Source organism: Amycolatopsis sp. SB7-3, assembly GCF_041021335.1.
GTDB lineage: Bacteria > Actinomycetota > Actinomycetes > Mycobacteriales > Pseudonocardiaceae > Amycolatopsis > Amycolatopsis japonica.
The window spans coordinates 373,554-393,748 of record NZ_JBFPJQ010000003.1; the positions used below are offsets into that span (position 1 = coordinate 373,554).

A 20,195-nucleotide genomic window follows, 5' to 3' on the forward strand; every position below is an offset into this window, starting at 1 on the left:
GTCCGCGCGGCGAACGACTATCGTCTTGATCGTGACCGAACGACCTGAGCCGTGGCACCTCCGGACCCGCAGGTTCCTGCGCGCGACGGACCAGCGCGGTGAGCTGGTGCGCGGCGCGCGGTTCCTGCGCGGGCTCGTCCCCGGGAACGCCGAGCCACTGGCGCCGTCGACGGGACGCTCGTCCGATCGGCTCGCCCGCCTGCTCACCGAGGCGGGTGCCGACCGGCCCAGCGCCACCCGCGAGCTGGGGCTGGCCGCGGTCCAGGCATGGCAGGCCGTCCGCCGCTCCGGCGCCCCGCCGCTGTCCGCGGACGGCATCACCGTGCTGTTCACCGACCTCGTCGGCTTTTCGACCTGGGCGCTGGAGGCCGGTGACGACCGCGTGCTGGAGCTGCTGCGGGAGGTCTCCAAGGTGACCGAGTCGATCGTCGCCGGGCACCGCGGCAGTGTCGTCAAGGGGCTCGGCGACGGGGTGATGGCCGTGTTCGCCGACCCGGGGGAGGCGGTGAACGCCGCCTACGAGACGTGTTCCGCCGTGAGCGTGATCAAGGCCGAGGGTTACCTGCCCCATCTGCGCGCGGGGCTGCACCGCGGGAATCCGCAGCGGGTCGGCGACGACTATCTCGGCGTCGACGTGAACATCGCCGCCCGGATCATGGCCGCCGCCGACGGCGACGAGGTCCTGGCCAGCGCCAGCGTCGTCGAAGAACTCGACCAGGACACCTTCACCGTGCGCCCGCGCCGGAACTTCCGGGCCAAGGGGACCCCGAGGGACCTGCGCGTCTTCCGGGTCGTTCCCCGGTACACGGCCGACGGCTGAGTGTCCTCTCGATCACCTTCGCTTGCCTGGCCCTCTATTTCTCTAGAGGCTTCCTCTATGGGCATAGAGCTGGACTCCGGGCAGATCGCCGTGGCGGCGCTGCTGGACGAGGTGCCGCGCAGGCGGCGTGGTGTCTACCTGTGGGGTTCCGTCGGGCGGGGCAAGACGATGCTGCTCGACGCCTTCCACGCAGCCGCGCCCGGCCGCAAGAGCCGATGGCATCTGCATCATCTGCTCGCGCATCTGCAGTCCACCGCGCACGACCTCGGCGGGATCGACCGGGCCGTCGCCGCGGTGCTGGACCGGCTCTCGCTGTTGTGCGTCGACGAGTTCCACCTGCACGACATCGGCGACGCGATGCTCCTGCGGCGTTTGCTGGACGCGGTGTTCGCCCGGAAGATCACGCTGGTCGCGACGTCGAACTACCCACCGGAAGGGCTGCTGCCGGATCCGCTCTTCCACGACAAGATCGAGGCCGTCGTGACGGCGCTTCGGGCGCATCTCGACGTCGTTCGCCTCGACGGCGAGAACGACTACCGCCTGCCAGGGACCAGGCCGGGCCGATTCGTCGTCGGCGAGCCGCCCGAGTCGACGGCCGGTGTCACGTTCGGTTTCGGCGAGCTCTGCGCGACGACGGAGATGTCGACCAGGGACTACCTGGAGCTGGCCGCGCGCCACCGCCGGTGGACCATCACCGACGTCCCGCCGTTGAGGACGGCGGGGGCCGACGCCACGATGCGGTTCCGGGTCCTGATCGACATCCTCGTCGACCAGGGCGTCGAACTGGCCGTCTACGCGACCGCGTCGCTGGACGAACTCTTCCGTGATCCTCCGGAAGTCCCGGATCTGGACCGGATCCGGAGCAGGCTCACCGCGCTGTCCGGCGGGAAGGTCCACTGTGGAGCCCACTGACCGGCGGACACGCATCGCCGAGGCCGCGACGGAAGTTCTTGCCTCACAAGGAATCCGTGGCCTGACGCACAGCGCCGTCGACGTCCGGCTGGACCTGCCGCGCGGCTCGACGTCGTACTACTTCCGCACGCGCCAGGCGTTGCTGGAAGCGGTGGTCCGGCGTATCGCGGACATGTCCGCCCACCGCTTCCAGCTGACCGGCCTGGCGCACGCCGCCGTCGCCGGCCACACCGCCGCGGCGCGGGCGATGGCGGCGTGGCTCGACGACCTCTTGGTGAGCCGCCGCCATCACGTCACCGCTCGCTACGCGCTGACGATCGAACTCGCCGACTTCCCCGAGCTCCACGAACTCCTCGCGCGGGCCCTCTTCTCCCGTGAGCATGCGACGCGGTTGTGCGAAGCCCTCGGCGCGTCCGATCCCGGCACGGCGAGCGCGGACCTCGTCAGCCTGATCGAAGGCCTGCTGTTCGACCGGTTCGCCGGTGCGGGTTCCCTCGACGGCGTCGAGGCGGGCACCCCGGCGAGTATCGACCAGTTCACCCGGCCACTGGCGGCCTTCCTGCGGGGAATGCCTTAGCCGGGCATCTCCGAAGGCTGCGAGTCCAGCCCCGGCCGGGCTTTCTGCCAACCGCCACGCGTGAAGTCCGGTACCGCCACCGGTTTCCCGCCGCGCTCGAGGGAGACCACGCTCAACGGCACGGGGGAGCACCAGGCCGCCGAGTCGTAGACGTCGATGTCCGGCACCAGCCCGGCCCGCATCTGCTGCACGATCCGCCACTGCAGCACGTAGTCCATGCCGCCGTGCCCGCCGAGGTTCGGGTCGTCCTTGAGCTTCTTCCACAGCCAGTGGTCGTGGCGGTCGCGGTACGGCCCGAAGTCCTTCCACGCGTGACCGCTGTGGTCGGGCTCGATGTAGATCCGGGCGGGGTAGTCCTCCACGATGCCGCGGCTGCCGGCGAGACTGTTGATGCGGCTGTACGGGCGCGGCGAGCTGACGTCGTGCTCGGCGCGGATGATCCGGCCCTGCTCGGTCTCGATCAGACAGGTCACCAGGTCGCCGTTGATGTAGGTCTCCTTCCACGACGGGTGACCCGGCGGCATGTGGCGTTTCCGGTAATCGGCGAGGCCCTTCGGCTCGGTCGCCGTGGCGCGCAACGTGGCGAACCGATCGCCGCGGTTGACGTCCATGCAGGCGGCGATCGGCGCGAGACCGTGCATCGGGTAGAAACTCGCGGTGCTGCGCGTGTGCCACTTCCGGCGCCACGCGTCGGTGTAGTACGTGTCGGAGAACAGCAGTTCGCGGAGGTCGTGCAGGTAACCGCCGTGCCCGTTGGTGACCTCGCCGAAGACGCCCTCGTGCGCCATCTTGAGGATGGCCAGCTCGTTGCGGCCGTAACTGCAGTTTTCGGCGAGGAACAGGTGTTTGCGGGTTTGCTCGCTGGTGTCGACGAGGTCCCACAGCTGGTCGAGCTCGGTGGCGATGGGCAACTCGACGCCGACGTGCTTGCCGGACAGCAGCGCGGCCTTGCCCTGCGGGTAGTGGAACTCCCACGGCGTGGCGATGTAGACGAGGTCGATGTCGTCCCGCGCGAGCATCTTCCGGTAGGCGTCGGCGGATCCGCCGTACTCCGCCGGACGCGGACGCCCGTCGGCGGCGAGCTTGTCCGCGGCGGCCTTCGCGCGCTCGGCGCGGATGTCGCAGACGGCCGTGACCGCCGCGCCCGGGACGGCACTCCAGCCGCCGATCATGGACATCCCGCGGTTGCCGAGACCGATCATCCCGATCCGGACGGTCCGGTGCCGTTCGAACGGGACGCCGATCATGCTGCGCCGGCCAGGACGGCGGGGCGGGCTCGCGGCTTCTTCCGCGGCGGTGGCGCTCGCCGGCATCGCGGCGAGCGCCCCGGCGGCGAGCGCGCCACCGAACAGTGTCCGCCGGGAGACAGAGGGCAGGTCGGCCATGAAGAACACTCCTTCGTGTCGCCTTCGGTGCCCAGACTTTGTCCAATCGCCGCCGGATATGTCAAGAGATGCGCCAAAGTGAGCAGTAAACTGCACTAATGCGCAGTTTGACTGTGTGTTCGCGGCCGCTTCGCGCAACCCGGGTGCGCGCGCACCCGGGTCACGCGTCGGCTCAGCGACGGATCATGACCTGATCGATCGACTTGCGCACGAGGTTCGGCACGACACAGTCGTCCGCCGGATAGCCCACCGGGATGACGGCGAACGCCTTCTCGTTCTGCGGCCGTTCGAGCAGCTCGCCGAGGAACCGCATGGGCGACGGCGTATGCGTCAATGCGGCCAGCCCGGACAGATGCAGCGCCGTGAGCAGCATGCCGACGGCGATGCCCACCGATTCGTCGACGTAGTAGTGCTTGTGCTTGGTGCCGTCCTCGTCGAGGAAGTAGCGCTGCTGGAAGACCACGATGAGGTACGGGGCGTCGGTGAGATGGGTCTTCACGGCGTCGGTGCCCAACGGGCGCAAGGCGGACAGCCACTCCTCGCCGAGCCTGCCCTCGTACGAAACGCGCTCTTCCTCTTCGGCGGCTTCACGAATCCGCTGTTTGGTCGCGGCGTCCTTGATGAGCACGAACGTCCACGGCTGCTGATGCGCGCCGCTGGGCGCGGTCGAGGCCACCGCGATGGCGTCGACGACCACCTGCTCGGGCACCGGGTCGGTCGAGAACATCCGCACGGTGCGGCGGTCGTCCATGCGGCGGCGCAGATCGGCGGCGGTGGCCAGCGATTCCTCCTCGGGCATGCGCGCCGGACAATAGGGAACCGGCTCGAAGGGGTCGCCGTAGGTCGGGGTCCACTGTGCTGCGGTCATGGTGGCGATTCTGTCGGCGGGAAGGGTTTTCGGGAAGACCCGGCGCCGGGTTATGTCCCTGGAGTTATGCCGCCATCCGTCTCAAGTGGACGGACGCCGGGTGTCGTAACCGGCGGGTGGTTCCGGTACCTAGAGGGGCACTTAGCGGTGGTGGGGGCGAAGAGATAAGTACCTACTGCACGACTTTCGGCGGTGTCCGATTTCTCTTGCCGCGTCTCAGAATCAGCACACCCCGTCCCCATCGCGCGGCCGGATCCCGGCCGCAGAAATGAGTCGGAACCATGCGACTTCGCTCCTTCGCACTGATCGCCGGCACCGCCTTCGCGGCACTGCTCGGCGTCACCGCCCCCGTGGCGTCCGCCGCGGAACCGTCCTCCGACGTCCAGCCGATGATCATCGGCGGCCAGAACGCTTCGAGCGGCCCGTGGGCGGCCAGGCTCTTCGCCAACGGCCGGCAAACGTGTACCTCGACGATCATCGCGCCGCAGTACATCCTGACCGCGAAGCACTGCGTGGCCAGCGGTGGCACGTTCACCTTCCGGATCGGGAGCCTCGACCAGCAGAGCGGCGGCACCATGGCCACCGGCTCCACCGTCACCCGGCACCCGAGCGCGGACCTCGCGATCGTGAAGCTGACGACCTCGGTGAACGCCACCTACTCGCCGCTGGGCACCACCGCCAGCGTCTCCGTCGGCCAGACCGTCCAGGTCTACGGCTGGGGCGCGACGAGCCAGTGCGGTTCGGAGATCAACTGCCAGTCGCGCTACCTGAAGGTCGCCAACGTCTCGGTCACGTCGGTCTCCTGCCGTGACTACAACGGCGGCATCGCGGTGTGCGCGCGCCGCGGCGACGGCATCACCGCCGGCGGGGACTCGGGCGGCCCGATGTTCGCCTCCGGCCGCCAGGTCGGCGTCGCGTCGACGAGCGACCGGCAGACCACGACCGCGTACACGAACATCACGCGGTACCGGCCCTGGATCCAGCAGGTGGCCGGGGTCTGAGGTTCGGTTGTGGCGGGGCCCCTCCCGGCTGTTGCCGGGAAGGGCCCCGCTGTCGGGCCCCCCTCAGGTTCGGCAAAGCCGGACCATCCGAACCGTGAGCAGGCCCGCGCACAGGATCACGGCCCCGGTCAGAACGGCGATCGAAAGCAGCCACCAGTGGGACGCGTGAGTCCACAGATCGTCCGGGGGCCCGGTCCTGTTGAGATCCACGGTCGAGGCACCTGCCGCATATCCCCACCTGGCCGGGACCAGCCAGGACAGCTGACTCAGCGCGGCTCGGCCGGTGATCGGAATCAGCCCGCCGCAGAGCACCAACTGCGCCATGACGGTCACCACTAGCACCGGCATGGCCTGCTCGCTCGAGCGCACCAGTGCGGAAGCCAAAAGGCTGAACAGACAGGACGTCGTCGCCGTACCCCAGACCGCGATCACAAGTTCGAGTGACGCGCTGCCGAGTGCGACGCTGTCGGTAGGTCTCGGTTTGACGATGACGAGAACACCGACCAACAGAACGCTCTGAGCGCCGCACACCAGGCAGAACATGCCTGTCTTGGCCGCGGAGTACGCCGCCGGAAGTAAACCGGCCGCACGTTCTCTCAGGATGATCGATCGCTCACCGATCACCTCTCGTGCGGCGGCGGCGCCGCCCATGAACGCCGCACCGACGAACAGCAGCACAAGGATCTGACCTGCTTCGGCCGCTTCGACCGGCGAGCCGTTTCGAAGTCCGGCGCGCCCGGGAACGGTCAAGGCCAGTAAGGCGAGGGCGACCGGCAGGACGGCGAGGAAGATCGCATACCCAGGGTCGGCGAAGATGAGACGTGTATGCCTTTTCGCCAAAGTGCCCATCTGACGGGTGAAGACGGGTTTCCGTCCACCCTGATCAGGTGGCTTCCTAGCTTCGGCCGACCGACGTGGTGGATCGTCGGAAAGGGAGACCGGAGGTGTCTCCACGACGCTGGTGATGATGTCGGCCCAATCGTCGGTCCCGAAGCGTTGGCGTAGTTCGCCCGGCGGACCGGTGAAGGCGGGAATCCCGCCCGGTGCCAGCAGAACGACCTTGTCGCACTGGCCGAGATTGAGCACGTTGTGGGTCACCAGCACCACGGTCCGGCCCGCGTCCGCGATCTCTCGCAGGCTGGACATCAGTTGTCTGTCGAGCGCTGGGTCGAGGCCGGATGTCGGCTCGTCGAGGAACAGCAAGGACGGGCTGGTGAGAAGTTCGAGTGCCACCGACACCCGTTTGCGCTGTCCCCCGGACAGGCGCGAGATCCGGACGTCGGCGTGGCCGGCCAAGCCGAGTTCCTTAAGTGTGGCTTCGACTTTCGCGCGCACTTCCGCCTTGCTGGTATCTTCCGGAAGCCGTAAGGCCGCCGCGTAGGTGAGCGCCTGACGCCCGGTCAATCTCGCATGTACGAGATCTTCCTGCGGTACGAGGCCTATCCGGCTGCGGACCGCCGTGTACTGATCATGGACCTCGTAGTCGTCGTAGTGAACGGTTCCCGTGTCCGGCCGCAGCTTCCCGGACAGGACTGCGAGCAGGGTCGATTTCCCCGCGCCCGAAGGACCGAGAATGGCCACGAGCTCACCCGGCCCTGCATTGAGGTCGACGCCGACCAGCAGTTGCCGACCTCCGGGCAGGCTGTAGCCGACGTGCCTTGCGACGAGTGAGGCCCGCGTGGTCCCGGCCGGAAGGAAGTCGTCGCCCTCGACGAGGAGATCCGTCCCACCGAAGGTGAGCCGATCTCCGCTGAACACCGGGGCCGGGTTGGAGATCGGGACAGCGTTGAGAAGGGTCCGGTTCCGGGCGCCCAGATCCGTGACCTGCCAGCCCGAGGAGCCGCGTTCCAGCCGGGCATGGTGCCGTGACACGCGGACATCGTTCAAGATCACGTCGTTGTCGCGCGCCCTGCCCACTGTCACGGTGGTACCGTCCGACGCCTTCCGTCGCGACGAAGCGACGTCGAACTCGATCGACAGGCCATCGGCCAGCAGAACGGATCCTCTGCCGGTAAGCGGTTCCGGCATGGTGGCACCGTTCGGCCGGAGGTCGATCACCTGCCAACCGCCGTCGTAACTGATCCGCAAGTGCTCCCGGGACACCCGGACGTCATCGACCAGGACATCACAGCGGTCGGATCGCCCTACCGTGATGATCTGCCCGGGAACGAGCTGCCACGAACGTAGGCCGAAGGTGATCGACACGACGGGTTCCGGCGGCGTCATCGGTCAGCTCGTCGGAACACTTGACGAGCTGGGCACTTCACCCGGCAGACCGAGAAGCCGAGCCTCGCCGACGTCGACGGTTCCGCCGAAGCAATCCGAATTGGAACCGAGCGGCTGCCATTGCACCCTCAAGCGGAGAACGCCGCTGAGATCGACGTTCACCTCGATGCTCTTGCCGTATTCCAGTACGGACGACGTTAACTTACGGCCGTCGGCGAAAATCTCCAACTGGACTTTCAACTCGGTGTCTCGTGAGTCATCGTCGATCCCCGCTGTCGCCAGCAGCCGTCTGAAGCCCTTCGCCAGGTTGTATTCAACAGCCTGGGCCGCATTGCTGCAGCCCAGTTCGTCGTGAACGGTGTGCGTCAGAACCTTGCCGCCCACCCGGCCAGCGGCACTCTGGCTGGACCACTCGCCGCGCACGGGTTCCAACTCGTCCAGATAGACCTGAACGGCCTCCCTGGCGACCGTCAGCTTGATCTTCCCGTTCAGCTGATCACCGGGTTTGGGCTCCTGGCCGATCACGGTTCCCGGCTTTCCGGTCTGTTCGATCGAGTCGATGATCTCCACCTGCACACTGGAGGGTAGTGAGTCTTGCGCTTCCGACACCGCCTTGCCGACGAGATCGGGCGCGGTGGTCATCGTGGGCGCGGAACTGGTGGTCTCCGCTTCCTTGACCGGAGGTGCGGCGCGCGACGAACCCGGTTCCGCGGGTCGCCCGGTCGAGGTGGCTTCGGGTGTTTGCCGTGCCGAGTTCCACACGACGACACCTCCACCGACGAGCGCGAAAACCAGCAGTGCCAGGGCAATCTTCTTCGAACGTCTGCGTTTGGGCACGGGAACTCCATCGGCGGGTCCGGTCAGAACGCCCGGCGGGCCTGCCGGGACCCGCGGAGTCTGCGGTATGGCACCCACCGTTTCCTGGGTGTGTGCGATCGATACGGCCGCCGGGGGCGTGGACAGGGGGAGTGCCACCGGAAGTCCGGTAAGGTTCGGGATCATCGCCTCGAGCATGGTGGCGACCTGCTTCGCGGACTGAGGCCTGGCACGCGGTCCCTTTGCCAAGAGCCAACTGATCATGTCCCACAGCTGGTCCGGAATCCCGTCCGGTCTCCCCGGCTCGTATTCGGCGTGCTGCCGTACCACCTGGAGCATCGATCTACCGGCGAAAGGGGTCACGCCGCAGCACAGCTCGTAGAGAACGATGCCCAACGAGTAGAGATCCGCCGCGGCGGTGGCTTCTTCGCCTTCCGCGAGTTCTGGAGCGACGTACTGCGGAGTGCCTGCCAACAGTGAACTGCGTCCGACGTCGCTCGAGTTGGCCAGCCTGGAGATACCGAAGTCCGTGAGACGAGGAATTCTCTCCGAACCCGAATCGTCCATCAGGACGTTCTCAGGCTTGACATCCCGATGCACGACGCCGGCATGATGCACCTCGGCCAAGGCCGACGCTATCCCGGCACCGGTCCTCGCGACCTCCGACGGGAGTAGGGTGCCGGTGGCGTTCAGCCACGTTCGCAAATCGCCACCATGCACCGACTCCATCACGATCGCGACGGTTTCGCCCTCGACGACGAGATCGTGCACCGGTACGAGGTTCGGATGCCTCAGCCCGACCAGGATCGACCGTTCCTGAAGAAAGCGGGCCACCACGTCCGGATCCCCGGTCAGATCGCTGCGCAAGATCTTGAACGCGAACTCGTGTCCACCCTGGTCGGTTCCCGCGAATACCTGCCCCATGGCACCCCTGCCGAGGAGGTCGCCCAGCCGATAGCGGCTGCCCAACGCACGTTCCATGACTACTTCTCCTTCTTGGTGCCGAGTAACCGCTCGAAGACGAGGTAGGAGCCCACCATCCATTGAGGTAGGCGCAGCACCCATTGGGCTGTGGTCGCCTTGGCCGACAGGTCGACGTTCGAACCGAGTACGTCACGGAGGGTCTTGGCCGCCTCGTCGACCAGATCGACTGCTCGTTTTCGTTGCCCGCAGTCGCCCATGAGCAAGGCGGTCCCGAGATCGAGTTGAGTTTCGACGGTCTCGGGGTGCTGGTTCCCGAGAGCGTCGATCTGTTGTGGCAAGAGCTCTTCCAGAATCTCCGCTTGGCGGCCGAACTCCCGGAGCTGTCCATGAGCCGTCGCCATTCCGTGTCGTGCGCGCAGCCGCAGCACGTGGTCCGGGCCGAGTCGCCGAGCGATCTCGTCGTCGGTGGCGGAGAGTGCGGACAAAGCCTCCTCAGGCCGGCCCAAGGCCAGCAACGCACGATCGGCTTTCACCCATATTTCCAAGGTCAAGGGATTGTCGGCGCCCAACAGTTCGGTGTACTGCGCCTTGAGTTCCCCGAGTCCGGCGGCGGAGCGACTCCAGCTCTCTGAGGCGGCGCCGACTTCGGTGAAGTCGAGTGTCAGAGTCGCTTCGGCCTGAACGGCGAGAGCTTCCAGACGCCGTCCGTGCCGGGGCATACCTGCTTCGGTGTACTCGTCGACGACTTCCCCGGCGATCACGCGCGCCTGACGGGCCTTGCCAGTCAGCTGGAGGACCCGGGCGAGTTCCAGCCTGATGGACGGCCCGATGTCGTCGCGGAGCGGACCGGGTGGTGCGGCCCGCAACTCGGTCACCGCGGACCGGAGTGCCGCCACCGCGTCCTTGGGCCTGCCCCGCTGGCGTTGTCTCACGGAGATCGCGAGTGTGGTCGACAAACGTTCCTCGACACTCATCCAAACGGCCGGCCGTTCACCGTAGTGATCCCAGAACTCTTGATCGGCTTCCCCGTATCTGGCTTGCGCGTCCAAGGCGCGTGCCGCCAGCAGTCTCGCTCGATAGCGCAGCCGGTGGTCGTCGGTGTTCGCGGTGGCACGGCGCGCGTGGTCCACGGCCTTGTCGTAGTGAGCACAGCCGATCTCTGCTTCGGCCGCGGTGAGCAAATCGGCGACGGCGGCGTCGATCGCCAGCAGCTCGCCGAATACCTCTGCTGCCGCGATCAGGTTGCCGTGGCGCTGGTAGGAGGTGCCGACAAGCCGCAGCAGGGACACTCGGTCCGAAGCGGCGACATCCGCGTTCCTGGCGAGGGTCTCGGCGTGTTGAACTAGGTCGTCCCCGGCGGTTTCCCCCAAGGCGGCGAGGACCGCAGGCGCGGCGGCAGAGGTGATCGACTCTTCGGTACCGACCGCCTCGGTGACGAGGCCGTGTACTTGCCAAGCGCCGTCGACGACGCTGAGGAAGCCGCCGGCCGCCAACTCGTCAGCCGCGGAACCCAGGCGTTCTCTGGCCATGCCTTCGGTACACCCGAGGATCCGACTGGCCAGCCTGGCCGGGAAGGGAACCGGCGCGAGCACCGCCGCGACCTGCAACAGACGGCGAGCCAGGGCACTGATGTTCGCGAGGTCGTCCCGGATGGCCCGGATGACGAACGGCGACGTCCGGTTGATATGGTCGGCGAAGTCCTGGCTGTCGATGAGATCCGGCCGGTTGCGTGCCGCGTTCGCCGCACCTCGGATGGCCATCGGATGCCCGTCGCAGCGCCGGATGAAGTCGTCGACGGCGGCTTGCTCCGCGACGCTCGCGGGTTCGCGGCTCATCGCGAACAGCAAACGGCCGTCGGCCTGGCTCAGACCACGCAGCTCGACGCTCCGCACGTCCCAGCCAGGGGCGCCGCCTCGTCCGGTCAAGATCGTGCGCACCACCGGCGAAGGAATGAGGAGCTGATCGAGTACGTCCGGCGGAACACCGGCCGGTACGTCGTCGATCACCCAGAGAACGCGTTCGCGCCTGCCGGTGAGGTGATCCGCGATCATCTTGCTCAGCCTGGCCGGGTCGGCCCCTTCGGCTTGGAGTCCATGGATACCGTCAGCTACGTGGCGCAGGGCCGCGTGGTAGCGCGGAAGGATACTCCCGGGGTTGGGGTTGGTGGGCGACGGCAGTGCGCCGAACGGTTCAAGCCAGAACATGCCGCCTGGAAACGCGTCGCGGTAGAGGTAGGCGTACTGCTCGGCAAGGCTGGTCTTCCCTTGACCGGCGATACCCTGGACCATCACCGCCGGGCGGGATTCGGGCAGGCGGACGGCGGGGAAATCCGACGCATGGAGTCCACTGTGGATATCCCACATGTCGGGGTACCGGCCGATGAACCGGCGAGGTCGCAGAATCCGGGCCGGTATTCCGGCAGGGTCGGATGAGCGCCGGGGACTACCCAGCGGACGGTCCGCGGCTCTGACCTTCTTCACGACGCGGTCGACGAGTGTGTCGATGGTGCCGGGAGTCACCGGGCCGGCGAAGAATCGGGCGTCGGCAAGCTCGATCGGCTTCAGATGAGAGTCCTTCAACGGGCCTTCGGGGTTGACGACGAGTACTCGATCTGCCGGGTTCCCGTGCCGTCGTGCCGCGATCAACGCCGCCGTGAGTTCCCATTGGCAGGCGTAACGAGTCGGGAACTGCTCCGAGAAGTACGCGAGCAGGACTTTGGCCGAGGCCAGCGCATCCACCAGATCCTGGGTGATGCCGTCGAATTCCTTGATGTCCTCATCCCAAAAGACATGGAGGCCGGCCGATTCCAAGGAGCTTTTGATGAACCGTACGGCCTCCGAGCCGCCCGGGTCTGCCCTGGTGAAGCTGATGAAGACATCGAATTGCCGGGCCGTGTGCGCTCGCCTCAGCCTGAACGGGTCGAATCCGGCCATCGGCCTTCCTTGCCTTCCTGGTGAGGATCGTGGACTGTTCACTGCCCCGCCAACTCGGTCGACCCGTTCTGCCCGAATATGCTGCCGAACCCCAGGGGGTGACCGCACAGGTCCGCGATGGCCGAGGTGGCCTGGTTAAGTGCGCGACCGCTGGTGGAGTCCGAGTCGGCGATCTTGGCCAGCGCCGCGGAGTCCGCGGTCAGCCCGGGATTCCCCGGGTAGCGTCCCGCCGCGTCCGCGAGGTCGCCCGCCTTGCTGAATACGGCGTTGTCATACAGCCCGTTCGCGCCGAGGAGTTTCTCGCCCAGCTGGTCGAACGCCGCGCAGACCTCCGCTTGTGTGCTGGGGCCGGTGGGGCCACAGCCCGAGACGGTGATGAGTCCCACGACGGTCAACAGCGTGACGATGGTGACGATGCGCATGACGGCGCCCCTTACTTCTCTCCGATATGGCCACTTGATCGCACGAAGCAACGGATTCGCTACTCGTCGCGGGTGACAAAAATAATTTGTCATGAAACTGACCTGTTTCGTCGAAAATTCTGTTCCGACCAGCTGGCTTGTCCGGTTGGATCCCACTGGACAAATCAGTGACAAACGCCTTTTGCTGGAAACATGTCAGACTGTGGATTCGACGATTAAGTGCGACAAGGTTCGCTGGTGCTCACCGGTATCCGGAGTGAGTCGATCGGGATTCTTCGCCTGGCAGTGGATTGTTCGTGAATCACCGGATTCGGTTCGAATATAGGAGGAAGATCATGGGAGTCAATCTCGCCAAGGGTGGCAACGTTTCCTTGACCAAGGAAGCACCTGGATTGTCCGCGGTCACGGTCGGTCTGGGCTGGGACGAGCGTACGACCAGCGGGGAGGCCTTCGACCTCGACGCGAGCGCCATCATTGTCGGCGCAGACGGCAATGCCCTTTCGGACAAGCACTTCGTGTTCTTCAACAACCTGCGCAGCCCTGATGGTTCGGTCGAGCACACCGGTGACAACCTGACCGGTGACGGGGATGGCGACGACGAGCAGATCAAGGTCGCGCTGGCGAACGTTCCCGCTGAGGTGGACAAGATCCTTTTCCCGGTTTCGATTTATGACGCGGACGGCCGTGGTCAGACGTTCGGGCAGGTCCGCAATGCCTTTATCAGGGTCGTGAACCAGGCAGACGGTCGTGAACTGACCCGGTACGACCTTTCCGAGGATGCTTCGAGCGAAACCGCCATGGTCTTCGGCGAGCTCTATCGCAGTGGCGGGGACTGGAAGTTCCGGGCGGTCGGTCAGGGCTACGATACCGGCCTTGCCGGTATCGCCAAGGACTTCGGTGTCAACGTCGGCTGACGCTCCACTGCTCGGTGAAACGGCGGGAAAGAGATGTTCCTGAAAACGTTCGGAATGGCTATCGGGATCACCGTTGCCGGTCTGATTGCAGCTTTCCTCTACGGTGGCGTTGTCGGTCTGTCTGTCGTTGCCATTCTGGCGGTGCTGGAAATATCGCTTTCCTTCGACAATTCCGTCGTCAATGCCACGGTCCTGGATCGAATGAACGAAAAGTGGCAGCGCTTGTTCCTCACGCTGGGCGTACTGATCGCCGTGTTCGGGATGCGCCTGCTCTTCCCGGTGGTCATCGTCTGTGTGACGGCGAGAATTTCGCCGGCGCAGGCGTATCGACTTGCCATGGATGGAGGCGATGTCGATACGCCCGGAAGCTACGCTCATGTGCTTCACGAAGCACATCCGGCAATCGCGGCCTTCGGCGGCGTGTTCCTGCTCATGCTCTTCCTGAGCTACATATTCGAAGAACGTGAGATCACGTGGCTGTCCTGGTTGGAGCGGCCGCTGGCCAAGGCAGGCAAGCTCGATCAGTTGCCAGTGGTGGTCGCCGGGGGCGCGTTGCTGTTCGCCGCGAACTTTCTCGCTCCGGCAGGGAAGCCGGTCAGCGTGATGGTTTCCGGGGCACTCGGACTGATCGTCTTCATTCTCGTCAACGGAGCGGGACGAATGTTCGAGAACGGTGGAGTACGTGATGCCGGACATCCGGTCAAGGTCGCGGGCAAGGCGGCGTTCATCTTGTTCCTCTATCTCGAGGTTCTGGATGCCACCTTCAGTTTCGACGGCGTGATCGGTGCGTTCGCCATCACTTCCGACCCGGTGGTGATCGGAATCGGTCTCGGGATCGGCGCGATGTACATCCGGTCGACGACGGTGTTCCTGGTCAGGAAGGGAACGCTGAACGAGTACGTCTACCTGGAACACGGAGCGCAGTGGGCGATCGGTGCGCTGGCCATCTTGCTTCTGGTCTCGATCAAGTACGAGGTGCCCCAGGTGCTCACCGGGACAATAGGTGTCGGGTTCATCGGTGTCGCCTTCTTGTCCTCGATAATTCGCAATAGGCGAGCGGGGGAGAGGGAGGCGAGCGCCGCCGTTGCTGAATCCGCGGCGGTCTGATCGGGACGTTCGAGAAGTTCGAGTGGAACGAGTAGAGGAGGAAAAGATGACGATGAGCTTGGTCAAAGGACAGAAAGTCTCACTGTCCAAACGGAAAGGCGGATCGCTGACTCGGGTCCGGATGGGTCTTGGATGGGACGCCATGAAGAAGAGAGGAATTTTCGGCAGTAAGCGGCAGACGATCGATCTGGACGCCTCGGCGGTTCTGTTCGATGGTGTGGGAAATGTCGTTGATCAGGTCTGGTTCAAACAGCTCAAGAGCGACGATGGCTCGGTTCAGCACACGGGTGACAACCTGACCGGCGACGGCGAGGGTGACGACGAGTCGATCAAGGTCGACCTGGCCCGTGTTCCGGCAGGCGTATCCTCGATCGTCTTCACCGTCAACTCCTTCACCGGGCAGGATTTCTCGCAGATCGAGAATGCTTTTTGTCGTTTGATCGACGAGGTGAAGGGCGCTGAGATCGCACGTTACGATCTCAGTGGATCCGGGACGCATACGGCGCAGATAATGGCGAAGCTGACTCGTGAGAGCGACGGCTGGTCGATGACCGCGATCGGCGCGCCGGCGTCCGGCCAGACCTTTCGGGACCTGCTGCCGGCCATGGTTGCGCACCTGTAGTAGATCATCCGGTGATGGCGGAGTTCGCTTTCCGGCCCGGCCCCTCGAGGGTCGGGTCGGAGGGTCGCTCGCCGAGGCGTTGACGGCTGCTCGTGCTGAGGGGCGCCTCAGCGTGCCGAGGCTCGGCGGGCCCGGTGATTGGCGACGTTGACGCGGTTTCCGCAGAGTCCTGGCATGCAGTATCTCCGGCGCCCGGGGCGTGTGGTGTCGATGAATGCGCCTTGGCAGCTAGGTGCGCTGCACTTACGGAACCGTTCCGGGCCCAGAACCTGGACGACGCCGAGTATGCCCACGCCACAGAGCAGGGACAGCGAGTCCGTGACCGTAGAGCCAGGCCGGATCGAAACGGCCCATCGTGCGCTGTCGGCGAGAACGGTGAGCCGAGCGACGGCCGATGTGAGGACGGATGCGCCGTCGATCAGTTCCGTGCGGTCCGGGTAATTGATCAGATCGCGCACTGTGAGGCGCAGCCGGTGAACGGCGCGCAGGTCACTGGGCCGCGTGTCCACGGGTATCGAGTGAAGCTCAGCGAAGGCGGCAAGGGAGTCCAGATCCGGTAGCTTGTCTTCGCCGTGCCACACCTCAGGCGCCGTGTTGACCAGATCGGTCGCGATGCCCGCCGCCCAGGCGTAATCGTCCAACGCTACTTGCATCCCTTACCGACCTCTCGTACGTTCGCGGTTAACCGACACTTTAACCCTTACCGGGAGGTTCATCGTGGAGATCGACGCGTTGGTGTTCGACATCCTCGGCACGCTCGTCGACGAGCCGGCCGGGATCCGCGCGGCCGTCCGGGAGGTCGCGCCGGATGCCGACGCCGACGAGCTGGTCAGGCTGTGGCAGGGCCATGTCGAGACCGAGCAGCGGCGCATCGTGGCGGGGGAGCGGCCGTACGCGCCGAGCGACGTTCTCGACCGCGAAGCGGCCCAGATCGCCACTAAGACGGACGTGGTGCCGAAGCTCTCGCCGTGGCCCGACTCCGTCGAAGGACTGGCCAAGCTCGCTGAACACCACACGCTAATCGGACTCTCCAACGCCAGCCGCACGAGCCTCCTCAGGATCGACGCCCACGCCGGCCTGCGGTGGCATCAAGCGCTCTCCGCCGAGGACGCGCAGACCTACAAACCCGACCCGGCGGTCTACGAACTGGCCGTCGACGTGGCCAAGACGAAGCCGGAGCGGCTGCTGATGGTCGCCACCCACGCGTGGGACCTCAGGGGAGCGCAGAGCGTCGGTCTCCGGACCGCCTACGTCGCCCGGCCCGTCGGTGACCCGCCGTCCGAGACGGACCGGTTCGACTTCCATGCCGACGGCCTCGCCGATCTGGCCGCTCAGCTCGCAAAACTCCGGATGTGATCAAAACTGTCGGTGCCTCCCGCTAGGTTCATCCCAGTCCCCACCGAGGCACCCCCGCAAGGAGAAGATGCGTTGTCAGACTGGGAAAGAGCGAGCACGGCCCGGGTGTTGCCACCCGCCCGCCCGCGCAAGCTCGCGAAGGTCCCGTTCGTCGAACTGGCCGACGGACGGGTGCAGGGCGTGGTGTCCAGCGGATCGGACATCGGGCGGGTGTACGTCTCGTCGGTCGCGGCGAGCACGTACGAATTCTCCTGTAGTACCAACAACAACCGGCCGTGTGGCGGGGCGCGGGGGATATTCTGCAACCACATTCTCGCCCTGATCAACGAATCCACCCTTCAATACGGTGGCGAGCGGGTGGCGCGATACCTGCGCGTCGAGGTTCCCGAGCCGACGGCGCAGGCCATTTCGCAGACCATGAGCGCGACACGGCCTTCGCAGGGTGACAGCACCGCCGCGGCTTCGGTGTTCAGCCAATTCCTGCGGCACTTGGCATATCTCGAATTCGAAGCGTCCACGGCGCCGGTGCCTGAGCTTCAGTGGTTCCCGTCGACCAGGGCGGTGGTCTGATGCGCGTCGATCTGCTCACCGATCCCATCGCCGGTCTCGACGAGGCACTGGCGGTCGTCGACGCCTTCGACGACGTGCTCGTCGCCGGGTTGCTTCGTCCTCAGAAAACAGCCGGTTTGACCGAGCTCGCCGATGCCGTCGCCGGGTCGCCGTTGGCATCGCGCGTCGCGGAGGCTGCCGAGAAGACCGCGGCTGGTGCGGCCGGGGAGGAGCACTTCGTTTCCCTTGCGGCCGCGAGGATCGCGGTGTTCGGCTCCGTGCACGACGCGATCCTCGCGCGCCTTGCCGAAGCGACTGGCCGACCGCAGGACGAGGACTCGGCCTGGCAACCTTCCGAGACCGAGTCGCCGAATCTCCTCGCGGCCGCCCGGTCCTGGCTCGCCGATCTGGCCCGAGCGGGCTGGCAGGGCATCGACCACGACCTCATCTCGGGCTCGGCGCAGGTGATTTCGGCGCTGCTCGCCGAGCCGAGCCTGCGCCGGCTGGCCGTGCTGCTCGACGGTTTCGCGGCCGAGCTCGCGGCGTCGTGTCCTGGTGCGGCGCTGGAGCGCGTCCCCGTCCGGCGCTGGGGCGACCTGTGGTCGCGTGCGATGTTGCTGACCTTTCACCACGAGGCATCGGCGACGAGCACGGTCACCGGCCGCTTGCTGCCGCTCGGGGTCGACCTGCTGGAACACGCGACGGCCGCGCAGGCCCAGGTCCACGCCGTGGTCGAACCCGAAGACGGCACGGCTCCCCGTCTCGTGCGTGCGAACGTGACCGTGCCCAAGCCGGACACGATCATCGGCGCCGGGATCTGGCAGCTGCTGCGCCCGCATCTCTCCCTGCTCACGGCGATCAGCGAGGGCCGCTCCATGGACCTCACCGACATGCCGGTCACCGCCGAGGGCGACTTGCTCTGGCAGGACGAGCACGCCCGCCTCGGTGAGCCCGCGGACGCGTTCTCGACGGCGCGCGTCGTCCTGCCGAAGGCCGTCACGCCGATGGTGGCGCCCTTGGACCGGCATCCGGTGCGGATCGCCGTCCCCGTCTTCCTCGAGGGTTACGACGTCGAGGGCGGCGAGGACGAGGTGACGTTCACCTTCGCCGGGAATCGGCTCTTCGTCGAGACGGATCGCATCCCCGCGGCCGGTCCGCTGACGCCGAAGGCCGTCGCGAGTTCCAGCGCGTGCATCGGCCTGATCCGCTGGGACGGCGGATTCCGCCTCCAGCCGCTCGCCGTCGAGACCACCGTGCGGAAGAAGACCACCGCCGTGCACGCCGGAGCCTGGGCCGGCGGCACCACGGACAAGGCCGGGGTGAAAGCCGAGAAGGCGGCCACCGACGCCGCGGCCGTGCTGCGCGAGCGTGCCGGAAGGCTGTTGCGGAAATGACCGAATCCGAGGACAACCGCCGCCAGGTTCTGTACTGGCGGCTGCTCGCCCGGCTCTTCGACACCGAGGAGCAGGCCGCGCTCGAATCGGCGAGTGTGGCCGTCGTCGAGGACATCGGCTTGCCGTCGGCGCTGCTGGATCCGAACGTCGCGGTCGACTCGGTCGTCCAGCGTCATCCGGAGCTGGCCGCCGAGTTCGACGGGCTGATGGTCCCCGAAGCCGAGGACAGCCGGGACAAGGCGGCGGAGGTGCGGCGTGCGGCACTCGTGTCGAAGGTGCTGCTGAACGTCTTCGCTCAGCCGCCGCACACGGTGACCGCCGGCCGACTGTCCTGCTGGCAGTCCGACGCGGGCTGGCTGGAGCGCGCGCTCGGCTGCCGTCCGGGCGAGTTGCGCGGTGGCCGTTCCGGAGGCGCTCCGACCGGGCTCGGCGGCACAGGCGGGGGCGGCACACCCGATCTGAGTACCCTGCTCCCGGCGATCGGCCCGGACCTCGGTGATATCGAGGCGGATCTCGTGAAGCGGATGCACCTGCGCGAGGTCCTCGCCGATCCCGCGCTCGCGGCGAAGCTGAGCCCGAGTATGTCCCTCATCGAACAGTTGTTGCGGGACAAGGACAATCTGTCCGGAGTGGCGTTGGCCAACGCCAAGTCGCTCATCCGGCGTTACGTCGACGAGATCGCGGAGGTCCTGCGGACCCAGGTCGAGAAGGCCTCGACGGGCAAGGTGGATCGTTCGGTCCCGCCGAAGCGCGTGTTCCGCAACCTCGACCTCGATCGCACCATCTGGAAGAACCTCACCAACTGGAGCCCGGAGGAGGAACGGCTCTACGTCGATCGCCTGTACTACAAGCAGACCGCGAAGAAGACCACACCACAGCGGCTCATCGCGGTCGTCGACCAGTCCGGTTCCATGGTGGACTCGATGGTCAACTGCGCCGTGCTGGCCTCGATCTTCGCCGGATTGCCCAAAGTGGACGTTCATCTGATCGCCTACGACACGCAGGCCCTCGACCTCACCCCGTGGGTCCACGATCCCTTCGAAACGCTGCTGCGCACGAATCTGGGCGGCGGCAACGACGGCATGGTCGCGATGGGGCTGACCCAGCCGAAGATCGCCGAGCCCGCGAACACCGTGGTGGTGTGGATCTCGGACTTCTACGAGACCCGCGTCGAGCAGCTCTTCGAGAGCATGGCCGCGATCCACCGGTCCGGGGCGAAGTTCATCCCGGTCGGTTCGGTCACCAGCGCCGGACGGGGCAGCGTCAACCCCTGGTTCCGCGAGCGCTTCAAGGATCTCGGCACGCCCGTGATCTCCGGCCACATCACCAAACTCGTTCACGAACTCAAGACTTTCCTCACCTCCTGAAC

18 protein-coding genes are annotated in these 20,195 nt (G+C 66.4%); 11 read left to right on the forward strand and 7 right to left on the reverse strand.

Annotated features, from left to right (window positions below):
* Positions 1–25 precede the first annotated feature (25 nt).
* Genes AB8M46_RS26305 through AB8M46_RS26315 form a run of 3 tightly spaced genes read left to right on the forward strand, consistent with a single transcriptional unit; the run spans position 26 to position 2,309 of the window.
* A complete protein-coding gene (locus AB8M46_RS26305) occupies positions 26–820 on the forward strand; it encodes an adenylate/guanylate cyclase domain-containing protein (protein WP_037336715.1) in 795 nt (264 codons plus the stop codon).
* A gap of 57 nt (positions 821–877) precedes the next feature.
* Positions 878–1,732, forward strand: a complete 855-nt coding sequence (zapE, locus tag AB8M46_RS26310; protein WP_394361961.1) for a cell division protein ZapE — start codon at positions 878–880, stop codon at positions 1,730–1,732.
* Complete coding sequence (locus AB8M46_RS26315) at positions 1,719–2,309, forward strand: TetR/AcrR family transcriptional regulator (protein WP_394361962.1); 591 nt, start codon at positions 1,719–1,721, stop codon at positions 2,307–2,309. The genes zapE and AB8M46_RS26315 overlap by 14 nt, the downstream gene beginning before the upstream one ends.
* Here AB8M46_RS26315 and AB8M46_RS26320 read toward each other — a convergent pair.
* Together AB8M46_RS26320 and AB8M46_RS26325 are read right to left on the reverse strand one after the other, a co-directional pair.
* The gene (locus AB8M46_RS26320; protein WP_394361963.1) at positions 2,306–3,694 is read right to left on the reverse strand and encodes a Gfo/Idh/MocA family protein; all 1,389 of its coding nucleotides are present in this window, start codon (positions 3,692–3,694) and stop codon (positions 2,306–2,308) included. The two genes, AB8M46_RS26315 and AB8M46_RS26320, sit on opposite strands and share 4 nt — an antisense overlap.
* Positions 3,695–3,866: 172 nt before the next feature.
* Positions 3,867–4,562, reverse strand: a complete 696-nt coding sequence (locus AB8M46_RS26325; RefSeq protein ID WP_394361964.1) for a nitroreductase family protein — start codon at positions 4,560–4,562, stop codon at positions 3,867–3,869.
* A gap of 281 nt (positions 4,563–4,843) precedes the next feature.
* On the opposite strand from AB8M46_RS26325, the gene AB8M46_RS26330 reads away from it, so the two are divergent.
* Positions 4,844–5,563 carry a trypsin-like serine protease gene (locus AB8M46_RS26330; protein WP_037336721.1) on the forward strand — a complete coding sequence of 240 codons (720 nt, stop codon included), beginning with the start codon at positions 4,844–4,846 and terminating at the stop codon, positions 5,561–5,563.
* 63 nt (positions 5,564–5,626) lie between these two features.
* Here AB8M46_RS26330 and AB8M46_RS26335 read toward each other — a convergent pair whose 3' ends face one another.
* From AB8M46_RS26335 to AB8M46_RS26350, 4 genes are read right to left on the reverse strand one after another with little or no spacing between them, the layout of a single operon-like run.
* Positions 5,627–7,789: an ATP-binding cassette domain-containing protein gene (locus tag AB8M46_RS26335; protein ID WP_394361965.1), complete on the reverse strand. Its 2,163-nt coding sequence runs from the start codon at positions 7,787–7,789 to the stop codon at positions 5,627–5,629.
* A 3-nt stretch (positions 7,790–7,792) separates the two neighbouring features.
* Positions 7,793–9,586, reverse strand: coding sequence for a protein kinase (locus AB8M46_RS26340; protein ID WP_394361966.1), 1,794 nt, complete (start codon positions 9,584–9,586; stop codon positions 7,793–7,795).
* Between the two features lie 2 nt (positions 9,587–9,588).
* Positions 9,589–12,462: a TIR domain-containing protein gene (locus tag AB8M46_RS26345; protein WP_394361967.1), complete on the reverse strand. Its 2,874-nt coding sequence runs from the start codon at positions 12,460–12,462 to the stop codon at positions 9,589–9,591.
* A gap of 38 nt (positions 12,463–12,500) precedes the next feature.
* A complete protein-coding gene (locus AB8M46_RS26350; RefSeq protein WP_394361968.1) occupies positions 12,501–12,884 on the reverse strand; it encodes a hypothetical protein in 384 nt (127 codons plus the stop codon).
* A 335-nt stretch (positions 12,885–13,219) separates the two neighbouring features.
* Here AB8M46_RS26350 and AB8M46_RS26355 point away from each other — a divergent pair, with 335 nt between their 5' ends.
* The 3 genes from AB8M46_RS26355 to AB8M46_RS26365 are packed head-to-tail and all read left to right on the forward strand — an operon-like array spanning position 13,220 to position 15,527.
* Positions 13,220–13,798, forward strand: coding sequence for a TerD family protein (locus AB8M46_RS26355; RefSeq protein WP_394361969.1), 579 nt, complete (start codon positions 13,220–13,222; stop codon positions 13,796–13,798).
* Between the two features lie 33 nt (positions 13,799–13,831).
* Positions 13,832–14,905 carry a DUF475 domain-containing protein gene (locus tag AB8M46_RS26360; RefSeq protein ID WP_394361970.1) on the forward strand — a complete coding sequence of 358 codons (1,074 nt, stop codon included), beginning with the start codon at positions 13,832–13,834 and terminating at the stop codon, positions 14,903–14,905.
* A 46-nt stretch (positions 14,906–14,951) separates the two neighbouring features.
* Positions 14,952–15,527, forward strand: a complete 576-nt coding sequence (locus AB8M46_RS26365; RefSeq protein ID WP_394361971.1) for a TerD family protein — start codon at positions 14,952–14,954, stop codon at positions 15,525–15,527.
* 107 nt (positions 15,528–15,634) lie between these two features.
* Here AB8M46_RS26365 and AB8M46_RS26370 read toward each other — a convergent pair whose 3' ends face one another.
* Positions 15,635–16,168 (reverse strand): CGNR zinc finger domain-containing protein, encoded by a 534-nt coding sequence (locus tag AB8M46_RS26370; RefSeq protein ID WP_394361972.1) that lies wholly within the window; start codon positions 16,166–16,168, stop codon positions 15,635–15,637.
* Positions 16,169–16,244: 76 nt separating this feature from the next.
* Between AB8M46_RS26370 and AB8M46_RS26375 the strand changes: the two genes are divergently transcribed.
* The 4 genes from AB8M46_RS26375 (at position 16,245) to AB8M46_RS26390 (ending at position 20,193) form a co-directional block, all read left to right on the forward strand.
* Positions 16,245–16,883 carry a haloacid dehalogenase type II gene (locus AB8M46_RS26375; RefSeq protein ID WP_378422912.1) on the forward strand — a complete coding sequence of 213 codons (639 nt, stop codon included), beginning with the start codon at positions 16,245–16,247 and terminating at the stop codon, positions 16,881–16,883.
* Between the two features lie 72 nt (positions 16,884–16,955).
* Positions 16,956–17,453, forward strand: a complete 498-nt coding sequence (locus AB8M46_RS26380; protein ID WP_394361973.1) for a hypothetical protein — start codon at positions 16,956–16,958, stop codon at positions 17,451–17,453.
* Entirely contained in the window at positions 17,453–18,826 is a 1,374-nt protein-coding gene (locus AB8M46_RS26385; protein WP_394361974.1) for a hypothetical protein, read from the forward strand. The genes AB8M46_RS26380 and AB8M46_RS26385 overlap by 1 nt, the downstream gene beginning before the upstream one ends.
* Complete coding sequence (locus AB8M46_RS26390; protein WP_394361975.1) at positions 18,823–20,193, forward strand: VWA domain-containing protein; 1,371 nt, start codon at positions 18,823–18,825, stop codon at positions 20,191–20,193. The genes AB8M46_RS26385 and AB8M46_RS26390 overlap by 4 nt, the downstream gene beginning before the upstream one ends.
* Positions 20,194–20,195: the final 2 nt, after the last annotated feature.

Excerpts from the sequence above, each read along its gene's own strand:
- AB8M46_RS26365 (WP_394361971.1), top strand. The coding sequence starts at position 14,952 with ATGACGATGAGCTTGGTCAAAGGACAGAAAGTCTCACTGTCCAAACGG.
- zapE (WP_394361961.1), top strand. The coding sequence starts at position 878 with ATGGGCATAGAGCTGGACTCCGGGCAGATCGCCGTGGCGGCGCTGCTG.
- AB8M46_RS26320 (WP_394361963.1), bottom strand. The coding sequence starts at position 3,694 with ATGGCCGACCTGCCCTCTGTCTCCCGGCGGACACTGTTCGGTGGCGCG.
- AB8M46_RS26350 (WP_394361968.1), bottom strand. The coding sequence starts at position 12,884 with ATGCGCATCGTCACCATCGTCACGCTGTTGACCGTCGTGGGACTCATC.
- AB8M46_RS26355 (WP_394361969.1), top strand. The coding sequence starts at position 13,220 with ATGGGAGTCAATCTCGCCAAGGGTGGCAACGTTTCCTTGACCAAGGAA.
- AB8M46_RS26340 (WP_394361966.1), bottom strand. The coding sequence starts at position 9,586 with ATGGAACGTGCGTTGGGCAGCCGCTATCGGCTGGGCGACCTCCTCGGC.
- AB8M46_RS26325 (WP_394361964.1), bottom strand. The coding sequence starts at position 4,562 with ATGACCGCAGCACAGTGGACCCCGACCTACGGCGACCCCTTCGAGCCG.
- AB8M46_RS26335 (WP_394361965.1), bottom strand. The coding sequence starts at position 7,789 with ATGACGCCGCCGGAACCCGTCGTGTCGATCACCTTCGGCCTACGTTCG.
- AB8M46_RS26385 (WP_394361974.1), top strand. The coding sequence starts at position 17,453 with ATGCGCGTCGATCTGCTCACCGATCCCATCGCCGGTCTCGACGAGGCA.
- AB8M46_RS26345 (WP_394361967.1), bottom strand. The coding sequence starts at position 12,462 with ATGGCCGGATTCGACCCGTTCAGGCTGAGGCGAGCGCACACGGCCCGG.
- AB8M46_RS26390 (WP_394361975.1), top strand. The coding sequence starts at position 18,823 with ATGACCGAATCCGAGGACAACCGCCGCCAGGTTCTGTACTGGCGGCTG.
- AB8M46_RS26330 (WP_037336721.1), top strand. The coding sequence starts at position 4,844 with ATGCGACTTCGCTCCTTCGCACTGATCGCCGGCACCGCCTTCGCGGCA.
- AB8M46_RS26360 (WP_394361970.1), top strand. The coding sequence starts at position 13,832 with ATGTTCCTGAAAACGTTCGGAATGGCTATCGGGATCACCGTTGCCGGT.